8 protein-coding genes are annotated in these 13,899 nt (G+C 43.1%); all 8 read right to left on the bottom strand.

What is annotated here, in order from left to right; genetic code table 11:
• Positions 1-37 precede the first annotated feature (37 nt).
• Positions 38-2,122 carry an elongation factor G gene (gene fusA, locus PHP90_RS00040; RefSeq protein ID WP_299923312.1) on the bottom strand — a complete coding sequence of 695 codons (2,085 nt, stop codon included), beginning with the start codon at positions 2,120-2,122 and terminating at the stop codon, positions 38-40.
• Between the two features lie 76 nt (positions 2,123-2,198).
• The gene (gene rpsG, locus PHP90_RS00035) at positions 2,199-2,666 is read right to left on the bottom strand and encodes a 30S ribosomal protein S7 (protein WP_299923309.1); all 468 of its coding nucleotides are present in this window, start codon (positions 2,664-2,666) and stop codon (positions 2,199-2,201) included.
• Positions 2,667-2,739: 73 nt separating this feature from the next.
• On the bottom strand, positions 2,740-3,120 hold the full coding sequence (rpsL, locus tag PHP90_RS00030) for a 30S ribosomal protein S12 (RefSeq protein ID WP_013461125.1): 381 nt from the start codon (positions 3,118-3,120) through the stop codon (positions 2,740-2,742).
• Between the two features lie 173 nt (positions 3,121-3,293).
• Positions 3,294-7,802: a DNA-directed RNA polymerase subunit beta' gene (gene rpoC, locus PHP90_RS00025; protein WP_299923306.1), complete on the bottom strand. Its 4,509-nt coding sequence runs from the start codon at positions 7,800-7,802 to the stop codon at positions 3,294-3,296.
• Positions 7,795-11,940 (bottom strand): DNA-directed RNA polymerase subunit beta, encoded by a 4,146-nt coding sequence (gene rpoB, locus PHP90_RS00020; RefSeq protein WP_299923303.1) that lies wholly within the window; start codon positions 11,938-11,940, stop codon positions 7,795-7,797. Before rpoB ends, rpoC begins: the two co-directional genes overlap by 8 nt.
• A 167-nt stretch (positions 11,941-12,107) precedes the next feature.
• Positions 12,108-12,476, bottom strand: a complete 369-nt coding sequence (gene rplL / locus PHP90_RS00015) for a 50S ribosomal protein L7/L12 (protein WP_299923300.1) — start codon at positions 12,474-12,476, stop codon at positions 12,108-12,110.
• Positions 12,477-12,544: 68 nt separating this feature from the next.
• Positions 12,545-13,030, bottom strand: coding sequence for a 50S ribosomal protein L10 (gene rplJ / locus PHP90_RS00010; RefSeq protein ID WP_299923297.1), 486 nt, complete (start codon positions 13,028-13,030; stop codon positions 12,545-12,547).
• 126 nt (positions 13,031-13,156) lie between these two features.
• Positions 13,157-13,852 (bottom strand): 50S ribosomal protein L1, encoded by a 696-nt coding sequence (rplA, locus tag PHP90_RS00005; RefSeq protein ID WP_299923294.1) that lies wholly within the window; start codon positions 13,850-13,852, stop codon positions 13,157-13,159.
• Positions 13,853-13,899 lie beyond the last annotated feature (47 nt).

Raw genomic sequence — 13,899 nt, 5'->3', positions numbered from 1 at the left:
AATGTGTGTGCCAAAAAGGCACACGGAGAATAAAGAATTAGCTGTTACGCTTTTTGATAATCTCTTCGGCAACGTTACGTGGAACTTCTTCGTAGTGATCGAATTCCATAGAATAACTTGCACGCCCTTGTGTTGCTGAACGAAGGTCAGTTGAGTAACCGAACATTTCAGACAATGGTACGAATGCATCAACAATTTTGTTACCAGAACGGTCACCCATGTTGTTAACTTGTCCGCGACGGCGGTTAAGGTCACCGATAACGTCACCCATGAAGTTCTCAGGAACTTCAACTTCTACTTTCATCATAGGTTCAAGGATAGCTGGGTTTGCTTTACGTGCACCCTCTTTGAAGCCCATAGAAGCAGCAAGTTTAAATGCCATCTCATTCGAGTCAACCTCATGGTATGAACCGTCATACAATGCAACTTCGATATCTTCGATCGGGTAACCCGCGAGAACACCTTTTTGCATTGCTTCTTTACACCCTTTTTCAACTGCAGGGATATATTCTTTAGGAATAACCCCACCTTTGATTTCATTGTGGAAGATATAACCGGTTCCAGGTACACCTGGCTTGATACGTAGATATACGTGACCGAATTGTCCGCGTCCACCTGATTGTTTCGCGTATTTGTACTCTTGGTTAACTTCGTTACGGATTGACTCACGGTATGCAACTTGAGGTGCACCGACTTCCGCTTCAACTTTAAACTCACGGAACATACGGTCAACAAGAATCTCAAGGTGAAGCTCACCCATACCGGAGATAATTGTTTGACCAGTTTCTTCGTCTGTATGAACACGGAAAGATGGATCTTCCGCTGCCAATTTTGCAAGAGCAATACCCATTTTTTCTTGGTCCGCTTTTGTTTTAGGCTCAACCGCAACCGAGATAACCGGTTCAGGGAAGTGCATACGCTCTAGTACGATACGATCCGCTTCTGAACACAAAGTATCTCCGGTAGTTGTATCTTTAAGACCAACAACCGCGCCGATTTCACCAGCATAAAGTTCTTTGATCTCTTCACGTTTATTAGCATGCATTTTCAAAAGACGACCGATACGCTCTTTTTTACCTTTGATGGTATTGTAAGCATAGGTACCTGATTCAAGAACACCACGGTAAACACGTACGAAAGTAAGCTGTCCAACAAATGGGTCAGTCATAATTTTGAACGCAAGACCGGCGAATGGAGCATCATCACGTGATTCAACTTCAACTTCAACCTCTTCGTCGTCCTCTTTAGTCCCTTTGATCGCCGCAACTTCCAAAGGAGATGGAAGATAATCAACAACCGCGTCAAGAAGAGTTTGAACCCCTTTGTTTTTAAACGCAGTACCGCATGTCATAGGAATAATTTCCATTTTGAGACATCCGGCTTTAATCCCGCGCATGATCTCTTCATTGCTAAGTTCACCTTCTTCGAAGAATTTCTCCATCAAAGAATCGTCACCCTCAGCAGCTGCTTCCATCATTTGTGCACGATATTGATTTGCTTTTTCTACCATATCAGCAGGAATTTCTGCTTCATGATAGTTTGAACCCATCGCAGCATCTTCATCCCAAAGGATCGCTTTCATCTTAACGAGGTCAACGATACCTTTGAAACCGTCTTCTGCACCGATTGGTAATTGAATAGCGATCGGATTTGCTTTTAGACGAGCACGGATTTGTTCTTCTACATTGTAAAAGTCAGCTCCGGTACGGTCCATTTTGTTTACGAAAACCATACGAGGAACCCCGTAACGGTTTGCTTGACGCCATACTGTTTCAGATTGTGGTTGAACCCCACCAACTGCACAGAATACTGCTACTGCACCGTCAAGTACACGCATAGAACGCTCAACTTCAATGGTGAAGTCAACGTGGCCCGGAGTGTCGATGATATTGATTTGTTTGCCGCTCCATTCACAGGTTGTCGCAGCAGAAGTGATGGTAATACCACGTTCTTGCTCTTGCTCCATCCAGTCCATAGTTGCAGCACCTTCGTGAACCTCACCGATTTTGTGTGATACACCGGTGTAGAACAAGATACGCTCAGTTGTTGTCGTTTTACCCGCGTCGATGTGAGCGGCGATACCGATGTTTCTTACGTCTTCAAGTTTATGGGATCTTGCCATGTAATAGCCCTTAATAGAGTTTATAGTGGATAGGAGAATGATAACCCGAGAGGGTTATCAAAGGGTTACGAATATCTTACCAGCGATAGTGAGCGAACGCTTTATTCGCTTCAGCCATTTTGTAAGTATCTTCTTTACGTTTGAATGCTGTACCTTTGTCGTTTGCAGCATCTGATAATTCATTTGCCAAACGCTCTGCCATAGTGCGCTCGTTACGTTTGCGTGCCGCATCGGTTAACCAGCGGATAGCAAGAGAAAGTTGGCGTACAGGACGAACTTCTACTGGAACTTGGTAGGTCGCTCCACCCACACGGCGGCTTTTTACTTCGATTACTGGTTTGATATTATCAATTGCAGCGTTAAATACTTCAATACCTGTTTTTTCACCACGTGAACTCATGATATCCAATGCACCGTACATGATTTTTTCAGCGGTACTTTTTTTACCGTCCCACATGATTTTATTAATGAACTTAGTCAATACTTTTGAACCATGAACCGGGTCAGGCATAATTTCGCGAACGGGCGCTTTTCTTCTTCTCATAATGTTTCCTTCAATGTTTTTTCATTTACTCAAAAAACGGTCATCAAAAACCGAATCTTGTCAGACTAATTGATTATTTTTTAGCCTTAGCTTTTTTCGTTCCGTATTTAGAACGAGATACTTTACGATCTTTAACACCTGCAGTATCAAGAGCACCACGTACGATATGGTATTTTACCCCTGGTAAGTCTTTTACACGACCACCACGAACAAGAACAATAGAGTGCTCTTGCAAGTTGTGACCCTCACCACCGATATAACTAATAACTTCAAACCCTGAAGTCAAACGAACTTTAGCAACTTTACGAAGCGCCGAGTTCGGTTTTTTAGGGGTTGTAGTATATACACGAGTACATACACCACGACGTTGTGGGCATGACACCAAAGCGGGTGATTTTGATTTTTTCACTACCGCTTGTCGCTCTTTACGAATAAGTTGGTTGATTGTTGGCACACAATCTCCTTTGTTGAAATGTTCCAGTAGAATTTTAATCCGCTACTTAAAGGGGGACTAATAAACGCGCAATGGTATCTAATTTATGATTAATTTGAGCTTATTTTAAGGAAGTTGTAAGTGTGAAGAAGAAAATCGGTTCCTGCATTCGCAGGTAACCGAAAAGGAAATAATTAGTCTCCGAAAACCATTTTTTGGTCTTTGTAGATACCGGTACCGACCGGAATCGTACGACCGATGATGACATTCTCTTTCAAGTCCGTCAAATCATCGATTTTCGCAGATACTGCCGCTTCTGTCAATACTTTAGTCGTATCTTGGAACGATGCTGCCGAGATAATCGAATCAGCACTAACCGCAGCACGGGTGATACCTACAAGATACGGTTCAGCGATCGCCGGCTCACCGCCAAGACGAAGAATTTTTTCATTCTCCACTTTGAACTGAGCTTTAGAAACAACATCACCCTCGATGAATTTAGTGTCACCCGAACGAAGGATTTTAATCTGACGCAACATCTGAGTAAAGATAACTTCGATATGTTTGTCCGCGATATTAACCCCTTGACGGCGATAAACTTGTTGTACTTCGCTGACAAGATAGTTATACAATGCTTTAACGCCCAGGATTCTCAAAATTTCATGTGAACTGACGATACCGTCGGTCAAACGCTCACCGGCGTGAACGAACTCACCCGGATGAACCAATGCCACAAGATTTTTATCAACAAAGTATTCTTTAACCATTCCGTTTTCCGAAGTGATCAAGATACGTTCTTTACCACGAAGCGGTTTACCGAAGCTGACAACCCCGTCAAGCTCAGCGATAAGAGCGATCTCTTTAGGTTTACGTGCTTCGAAAAGCTCAGAAACCCGTGGAAGACCCCCGGTGATATCGCGCGATTTTTGAAGTGCTTTCGGTGTTCTTGCCAAGATGTCCGCGACTTTAACATCCGCACGGTCTTGGGCAAAAATAGCTGTTTTCGGTTCTACCGCATAGCGGATAACTGAACCGTCATTGGCAGCAAGTACGATTGCCGGTTTGAATTCCGGAGCAACGTATTCGTTGATCATCAAACGGGTTTTACCGGTCAATTCATCAAACTGCTCTGACGCGGTTACACCCGGAATAATGTCTTCAAATGTAATGACACCATCGGTTTCAGAAATAATCGGATTCGAGTATGGATCCCATTCTGCAACGACAATTGACTCTTCTTTAACCGGTTTAGCAATCAACATATCGGCTTTAACCGCTTCGTTATCACTCACTTCAATCACAGAACCGCGTGCGATATAGTGACGGATCGCTTCACGCTCTTCGCTATCGGCGACAACGGCAAAGAGACCTTTTTCCTCGACACTGTGACCTTTTTTGATCTCATAATGACGCTCAAGATAATCGCCTTTAAGAAGGTAGTATTTAACCGTCCCTTTCTCTTTTGCATAGATTTTTTGAGTGATCGGTGCACCGTCTTTCACTTGAATCTCAGACGCATACGGAATACGGTTCGGTACGTTCCATCCGTCTTTAATTGTTTCAACGATTGACTCATCCATTTTAACTACAGTACCGGATTCATAAGGAAGGAAGAATTTACCTTCAATTTTACCGCTTACACCTGCAAGTTCATTCGGTTTAGCCACTTCGTTTTTACGAAGTGTATAACGTACCATTTGGCTTTCACCTTTAACGCTTACGATAATTTCATCATGAATCGTTTGAATCTCCAGCGTTCCGTTAAACGGAGCTTTGATTTTCGGTTCAACCAAAAGAATCGCAGCATTACGACGGTTTGCAACAATTTGTTTACCCTCTTTTGAAAGGTAAGTTTTCATGTTGTGATAACGGATGAATCCCTCTTTCGTTGCAATGACTTGACGCTCTTCACGAGTACTCGATGCAGTTCCCCCAACGTGGAAGGTACGAAGTGTCAACTGAGTACCCGGTTCCCCGATTGATTGTGCTGCAATAATACCAACCGCTTCACCACGTTTAACGATTCCGCCGCTTCCGAGGTTCAATCCGTAACAAAGGGCACATACACCACCCTCAGATTTACAGGTTGTCGGAGTACGGATTTGAACGGATTTGATGCCGGCTTCGATTACTTTAGAGGCTTTGATCTCATCGATCAATGTCCCCTCAGAATAAAGAATCTCATTCGTAATCGGATCGATTGCATCTTCAGCCAAGACACGACCGTAAATACGGTCTTCAAGCGGTTCGATCAATTCGTTACCGACAGAGATATCGGTAAGTTCAATTCCTTCATGAGTTCCGCAGTCGTGTTCAACAATTTTCACGTTTTGGGCGACGTCAACGAGCTTACGAGTCAAATACCCCGCATTCGCTGTTTTAAGTGCGGTATCCGCAAGACCTTTACGAGCACCATGGGTTGAAATAAAGTACTCAAGGACGTTTAGACCCTCTTTAAAGTTCGAGATAATCGGTGTTTCAATAATTGAACCATCCGGTTTCGCCATCAAACCACGCATACCCGCAAGCTGACGGATTTGAGCCGCAGATCCCCGCGCTCCTGAGTCCGCCATCATAAAGATCGAGTTGAATCCGGCTTTATCGTTTTGAATCAATTCCATCATCCCGCCGGCAACCGTATTATTCGTATCGGTCCAGACGTCAATGATTTTATTATAACGTTCTTGCTCAGTCAATAGACCCGCTTCGAACTGTTTTTGAATCTCTTTAACACGGTTTTTAGACGCAATGATCAATGCCGCTTTCATTTCAGGAATAATAATATCGGTGATTGAAATAGAAACCCCTGATTTCGTTGCATAACGGAAACCGAGATTTTTCAAATCATCCAAGAAACCTGCTGTTACAGCAATACCACCGTGCTTATTGACATAGTCAACAAGGGTAGAGATATTTTTCTTTTTCATCACGACGTTCCACAATTCTGCAGGGACAAATTCCGGAAGGATTGACTGAAGAATCATGCGTCCAGCCGTTGTGTGGATAACACGACCATCAACACGGGTACGAACTTTCGCATGTAAATCTAACGCGTTGTGCTCTAGAGCAATCATAATCTCATCAACACAACTGAAAAGTTTATTTGAACCCTTCACATCGTTTTTGCCGAGTGTCAAATAATAAAGACCCAAGACCATATCTTGTGATGGTGTCGCAATCGCTTTACCTGATGCAGGAAGCAAGATGTTCATAGAAGAGAGCATCAATACTTTACATTCTGCAATCGCTTCAGCAGACAACGGAACGTGTACTGCCATTTGGTCACCGTCGAAGTCCGCATTGAAGGCAGCACAAACGAGTGGATGCAATTGGATCGCTTTACCGTCGATCAATTTCGGATGAAACGCTTGAATCGAAAGTTTGTGAAGCGTAGGAGCACGATTCAGCATAATAGGATAACCCTCTACGATTTCCGCTAAACATTCCCAAACTTCGTTCGTTTTCTCTTCGATCATTTTTTTAGCCGCTTTAACGGTGGTCGCATACCCTTTATCTTCGAGTTTTGCGATCAAATGAGGTTTGAAAAGTTCCAACGCCATTTGTTTCGGCAATCCGCATTGATCCATTTGAAGGTTAGGCCCGACGACGATAACGGAACGACCTGAGAAGTCAACACGCTTACCGAGAAGATTTTGACGGAAACGTCCTTGTTTACCTTTAATAATCTCAGAAAGTGATTTAAGAGGACGTTTGTTTGCCCCTTTTACCGCATTCGCACGACGACCGTTGTCGAACAACGCATCAACCGCTTCTTGAAGCATACGTTTTTCATTACGAACAATAATTTCCGGTGCTTCAAGTTCGATAAGACGTTTCAAACGTTGATTACGGTTGATAACACGACGATAGAGGTCATTGACATCCGATACCGCGAACTTTCCGCCGTCAAGGCTTACCAACGGGCGAAGCTCAGGAGGAAGAACCGGCAATGCCGTCAACATCATCCAAGCAGGATTATTTCCTGAATTAAGGAAAGATTCAATAACTTTAAGACGTTTAACGATCGTTTTACGTTTTGCTTCTGAGTTTGTTCCCGCTACTTCTTCTTTCAACGCAGAAAAAAGATCAACAAGATCAAGCTCATCGAGCAATTCACGAACTGCTGATCCACCCATCTCGGCAGAGAAACCGCTATCTCCGTAACGTTGTACGAGAGTACGATATTGCTCTTCGTTCAATACATCGTATTTGAGAACAGCAGAAGTTTGTTCGCCGTCGTAATATGCCTCTCCGCCGCTTTTAACGATATAGGCTTCATAGTACAATACGCGCTCAAGGTCTTTCATCTTCACACCGAGCAATGTACCGATACGGCTTGGAAGTGAACTGACATACCAGATATGCGCTACCGGAGTAACAAGATCAATGTGTCCCATACGGGTACGACGAACTTTCGCCGAGGTTACTTCAACCCCACATTTTTCGCAAATAACACCTTTGTAACGCATTTTTTTGTATTTTCCGCACAAACATTCGTAATCACGAACCGGTCCGAAAATTTTCGCACAAAACAATCCGTCACGTTCCGGTTTAAGGGTACGATAGTTGATGGTTTCAGGTTTTTTTACTTCACCGTGACTCCATGAGAGAATTCTCTCAGGAGACGCGAGTCGGAATTGGATCTGTTTAATATCTACCGGGCGATTATCTTCAGTTACAGCAACTGGTACTAATTTACTCATCGTCATCCACCTCGTCAAAAATCTCAATATCAAGCGCCAATGATTGGAGCTCTTTTGTTAATACGAAGAGTGTTTCAGGGATACCGGATGCCGGTACACTTTCACCTTTCGTAATTGCTTTATACGCACGTACACGTCCGTCTACATCATCCGATTTAATTGTTAGCATCTCTTTAAGAACCGCGGAAGCACCATAAGCTTCAAGAGCCCATACCTCCATCTCACCGAATCGTTGTCCACCGAAGAGTGCTTTACCACCGACCGGTTGTTGAGTAACGAGAGAGTATGGTCCGGTTGAACGTGCATGCACTTTCTCATCAACCAAGTGATGAAGTTTGAGCATATACATATAACCGACGTTGACGCGCTCTTTCATTTTATCGCCGGTTTTACCGTCGTACAATTCCATTTTACCATCATCATCAAGTTTAGCCAATTCGAAGAGTTTTGCAAATTCAGATTCGGTAACCCCTTCGAAAATTGGAGTTGCAAATTTAACCCCTTTTGACCAGTCCTGTGCATACCCGAGAAGGGTTTGATCGTCCATATCACCAAGCACTTTAGCTGCATTCATAAGGCCTGCAACATCTGCGAATGAGATCATTTTAGCGCGCAAGTCGCCGATAAACTCTTTTTGTTTCGCTTCGAAAATTTCTTGGATTTGGAACCCAAGTTCTTTTCCGACCATACCAAGGTGCATCTCAAGGATTTGCCCGATATTCATACGAGACGGAACCCCGAGCGGATTCAAACAGACGTCGACAGAACGTCCGTTTGCCATGTACGGCATGTCAACTTGAGGAACGATCGTAGATACGATACCTTTATTCCCGTGACGTCCCGCCATTTTATCCCCGACTTTGAGTTTACGTTTCGTCGCGATATACACTTTTACAAACTTAACAACACCGTTTGGAAGGATGTCGTCTTTTTCCAAGATAGAGAGTTTTTCTTCGTGTTCGTCACGGAATTTTTTCTTCTCTTTTTGGAAGTGGTTTTTGGTTTGGTTGTATTTCTCTTGAATATCATCGCTGAATGCTTTAACGACATTATTCATTGCAAAACGGTTAACCTCTTTAAGATCGTCCGCTTTAACGTTTTCGCCCGCTTTGTACTCGTTACCATTGATGCTTACATCACTGAGCAACGGATGTTTGGTGAGCAAAGAGACGATACGGAGCATCTCTTCTTTATCGATCATCAAAAGACGATCGTAGTGTTCGCGTTCGAGCTCGTCACGCTCTTGTTTTTCGAGTTCAAGCGTACGAGGATCTTTATCGTATCCTTTTTTCGTGAATACTTTAACGTCTACAACAACCCCTTCCATACTCGGCGTACAGTAGAGAGATTTGTTGACAACGTGACCCGCTTTTTCACCAAAGATAGCGCGCAATAGACGTTCTTCAGGAGTCGGTTTAACTTCCCCTTTCGGAGAAACTTTACCAACAAGAATCATACCGCCTTGAACATACGTACCGATTTTAACGATACCGCTGTCATCAAGGTGAGAAAGTTCATCATCACGAACGTTTGGAATATCACGAGTAATCTCTTCAACACCGTGTTTCAACTCGCGTGCTTCTGCTTCTTTTTCATAGATATGAACGGACGTAAATGCGTCTTCGCGGATCATACGCTCTGACATAACGATCGCATCCTCGAAGTTGTATCCGTTCCACGGCATAAACGCAACAAGTGCGTTGATACCGAGTGCCAATTCACCTTGATCCATATTCGGACCATCTGCGATGATTTGACCCTTCGTAACCAATTGCCCTTGTTTGACGATCGGTTTTTGCAAGAACGTCGTATTTTGGTTGGTACGAAGATTTTTTTGCAACGGATAGTAATCAATAAACGTTCCGTCTTCATCTTCACCCATCACATAAATGTGTTTAGAATCCACTTTCTCAACGATACCGCTTCGATCCGCTTTTACACACTCCCATGAATCACGGGCAACAAGTTTTTCAACTCCTGTTCCGACCATAGGTGCTTCAGGACGCAACAAAGGTACGGCTTGACGTTGCATGTTCGATCCCATCAATGCGCGGTTCGCGTCATCGTGTTCCAAGAACGGAATCAAACTCGCAGCAACACCGACAACCATATGCGGAGTCAAGTCACGGAGTTCACACTCTTTTGGTGAAACAAGAGGATATTCACCGTCTTGGCGTGTTTCAACTAGATCATCCAAGAAGTTTCCGTTTTCATCGATACGGCTAGATGCCGCGGCAATGACTTTCCCCTCTTCTTGTGTCGCTGTCAAATAAACAACTTCGCTCGTTACTACACCGTCTTTAACAACATTATACGGAGCTTCGATAAATCCGTGTTCATTAACTTTTGAATAAGTCGCCAACGTATTGATCAAACCAATGTTTTGTCCCTCAGGAGTCTCAATCGGACAGATACGGCCATAGTGAGTCGGGTGAACGTCACGCACTTCAAATCCGGCACGTTCTTTGACAAGACCGCCTTCTCCGAGTGCTGAAAGACGACGTTTATGGGTAACTTCCGACAACGGGTTCGTTTGGTCCATAAACTGTGACAATTGTCCGCCGCTGAAGAATTCCATGATGGTAGAGGTGATCATTTTTGAATTGATCAAATCATGCGGCATCAACTCAGTGGTTGGTCCGCTCATCGTAGAAAGTTTATCTTTGATCGCTTTTTGCATTTTGATCAAACCGTTGTGTAACTCATTTCCGAGCAATTCACCGATTGAACGGATACGTCGGTTACCGAGGTGGTCACGGTCATCGATATGACCTTGTCCATTTTTAACTTTGATAACGTATTTAACGGTGTTGATGATATCTTCATTCGTCAAAACGGTCACATATTCAGGAATATTGAGTCCGAGTTTGTGATTCATCTTCATACGACCGACGCGTGTCAAATCATAACGTTCCGGATCAAAGAAAAGTTGGTTGACAAACACTTTTGCCGCTTCTTTCGTTACCGGCTCACCAGGACGCATTACTTTGTAAATACGAATCGCAGCAAGGTCGTTCTCATCTTCAATAATCTCTGTTTGACGAAGAAGTTTCAACGAATCCGTATCTGCAGCAAATGCATTGATGATAGAGCTGTCATGTCCTTCAGCAAGGTCATTTGCGATCATAAATTCTTTGACACCCGCTTCGATCATCTTTTTGAGTTTCGTCTCATCAAGCTGTGCCATCGTATCAAACATCACTTCACCGGTTACCGCATCGATAATCGGCTCTGCCAAATGACGTTCAATCAATGTTTCAATCGGGTACTGAATAGCAGTAACACCATCAGCAATCAATTTTTCCGCTTTTTTCGCAGAAAGTCGTTTACCGGCAGCAACTAATAATTTTCCATCGCTGTCAACGAGATCATATCCAAGACGTCCAGCAAAATGTTCAGGATCGAAATCCATCAAATATTTGTTCTCTTCTACACGGATTTTTTGCAACGGATAGAACATTTTTAAAATGTCTTGTTTGCTGTATCCAAGTGCACGGAACATAATCGTGACAGGAACTTTACGGCGTTTATTAATACGCATATAAAGAATATCTTTCGGATCATACTCAAAATAGAGCCATGAACCGCGGTCAGGAATAATCTGTCCGGTAAAGATCATTTTACTTCCGGCAGTGGTTGATTCTTCTTCTTTAAAAATAACCCCTGGACTACGGTGCAACTGGTTTACAACGACACGTTCAACACCATTGATGACAAACGATGTACGTTCCGTCATTAGAGGGATATCACGGATAAAAATGGTTTGTTCTTTGATATCTTTAACACCGGTTTTTTCTTTGGTATTTTCATCGCGGTCCCAAATCATAAGACGTGTTTTCATTCGCAATGATACTGAGTAGGTCAATCCGCGTTCCATACATTCACGTACAGTGTACTTTGGACGTCCTACTTCAGAACCTAAATATTCAAGTGAAAGACGGTTTTGAGAATCATGAATCGGAAATACCGATTGAAATACACGTTCGATACCACTTTTGGATCGGTCTTTTTGATCCAACATCAAAAAGGATTCATAAGAACTTTGTTGAAGTTGTAACAAGTTCGGTACTTCAATTTGCTGGGGAGTTTTCGCGAAATCAACGCGTAAGCGGTTTCCGGAGTGAAGAGTGTTTAACATAGGCTACCTCAATCGAAGTTTTTGATCCCATAGGGATAAGTGCAAAGTCTATGACTCAAGCGTCCTTGAGTCCATAACGACGTATGGGCACTTTACGAAGAAGTTAAAATCCGCTTCGTAAAGTGCCCTGTGGGAGGTGGAGGCACAAGTGCCTCCGATCAAAATGATTATTTGATTTCGACAGAAGCACCAGCTTCTTCAAGTTCTTTTTTCGCTGCTTCAGCATCTTGTTTAGAGATACCTTCTTTGATTGTTGTAGGTGCACCTTCAACAGCATCTTTAGCCTCTTTAAGACCAAGACCAGTCATCGCACGTACTACTTTAATAACGTTGATTTTTTTCTCACCACCGTCTTTCAAGATAACGTCGAATTCAGTTTTTTCTTCTGCTGCTTCAGCAACAACAGCACCGCCAGCAACCGCTACAGGTTGAGCAGATACTCCGAATTTTTCTTCGAATTCTTTTACAAGCTCAGAAAGCTCGAGGACAGACAAGTTTGAGATAAACTCAAGAACATCTTCTTTAGTTACAGCCATAGTATTCTCCTATTGGTATTTTTTTTATTTATGCCGAAATCAAATTCAGCGATTTTTCAAAGCAGTATTTACGCTGCTTCTTCTTCTTTTTTGCGTTTAAGCGCATCGAGTCCGATTGTGAAGTTGCGTACTGGTCCCATCCATACAGATGCGAGCATTCCAAGCAATTCTTCGCGTCCAGGTAGGGTAGCAAATGCACGGACTTTTTTCTCATCAGCGACTTCGCCGTCAATATACGCCGTACGAATCACAAATTTATCGTTTGATTTTGCGAAATCAACTGCTGTTTTAGAAGCAGCAATTGCATCAGATCCCCAAACGAAAATGTTAGTATCTTTAATTTCGATACCGCTCATCTCAGCATTGTTCAAAGCGATTGTTGCAAGTGTATTTTTTACAACTTGAACTTTTGAATCTTTTTCACGAGCAATTTTACGGAGTGCTTCGAGTTCAGACACAGCCAAACCGCGATAATCACACATAATAACTGCTGCAGAAGATTTAAACTCTGTAGTCAAAGCATTAACGATCTCAGATTTCTGTGATTTATTCATAGTTTCTCCTTTCCAGACATAACAACTTCAAGCGGGGCAGAAGATTTCTGATTAAGGCCTTAGCCCCCTACTGTCTTCAGTCCATAAGATAAAGACAAAGCAACGCTTTGCCGGTTAGACACCTTATTAACGAATGTCTAAAAGTTCTTGTGTTTCGAATTTGATCGCCGGGCTCATTGTTAATGAAAGAGCGGCATTTTTGATATAGCGACCTTTTGCAGTCGAAGGTTTAGCACGGTTGATTGCACCGACAAATGCTTTGATGTTTTCAGCAATTTTGTCTGTATCGAAACTCACTTTACCGATACCGGCATGGATGTTCCCTTTTTTATCAACACGGAAATTAACTTGTCCGCCTTTAACATTGCTAACCGCTTTAGCGATATCCGCAGTAACAGTACCGGTCTTAGGATTCGGCATCATCCCTTTTGGCCCGAGGATACGTCCTACTTGACCTACAAGACCCATACAATCAGGTGCAGCAACAACGATATCGAAGTTGATGTTACCCGCTTTGATTTGCTCAACCAAATCTTCAGCACCCACGATATCGGCACCTGCTGCTTTAGCTTCGTCTACTTTAGCCCCTTTTGCGAAAACCGCAACACGAACCACTTTTCCTGTACCGTGAGGAAGCACAACGGCACCACGGATCATTTGGTCAGCGTGACGTGGATCAACACCAAGGTTTAATGCAATTTCAACGGTTTCGTCAAATTTTGCAGATTTAAGCTCTTTTACGAAAGCTGCAGCATCGGCTACAGAGTAGCTTTTTGCCATATCAATTTTTTCACTAAGTTGTTTGTAGCGTTTTCCAGCCATTTGAATTCTCCAATATTAGAATCTGCCGCAAGATTTATTCTCTTTGC

It is taken from the genome of Sulfuricurvum sp., assembly GCF_028712165.1.
In the GTDB taxonomy this organism is placed as follows: Bacteria; Campylobacterota; Campylobacteria; order Campylobacterales; family Sulfurimonadaceae; genus Sulfuricurvum.
The sequence above is the reverse complement of the archived record's forward strand: the minus strand, read 5'-3'. Positions and strand labels throughout refer to the sequence as shown.

What these genes read in the sequence shown, in the direction of transcription:
- fusA (WP_299923312.1), bottom strand. Translation starts at nt 2,122, where the DNA reads ATGGCAAGATCCCATAAACTTGAAGACGTAAGAAACATCGGTATCGCC.
- rpoB (WP_299923303.1), bottom strand. Translation starts at nt 11,940, where the DNA reads ATGTTAAACACTCTTCACTCCGGAAACCGCTTACGCGTTGATTTCGCG.
- rplA (WP_299923294.1), bottom strand. Translation starts at nt 13,852, where the DNA reads ATGGCTGGAAAACGCTACAAACAACTTAGTGAAAAAATTGATATGGCA.
- rpoC (WP_299923306.1), bottom strand. Translation starts at nt 7,802, where the DNA reads ATGAGTAAATTAGTACCAGTTGCTGTAACTGAAGATAATCGCCCGGTA.
- rplL (WP_299923300.1), bottom strand. Translation starts at nt 12,476, where the DNA reads ATGGCTGTAACTAAAGAAGATGTTCTTGAGTTTATCTCAAACTTGTCT.
- rpsG (WP_299923309.1), bottom strand. Translation starts at nt 2,666, where the DNA reads ATGAGAAGAAGAAAAGCGCCCGTTCGCGAAATTATGCCTGACCCGGTT.
- rplJ (WP_299923297.1), bottom strand. Translation starts at nt 13,030, where the DNA reads ATGAATAAATCACAGAAATCTGAGATCGTTAATGCTTTGACTACAGAG.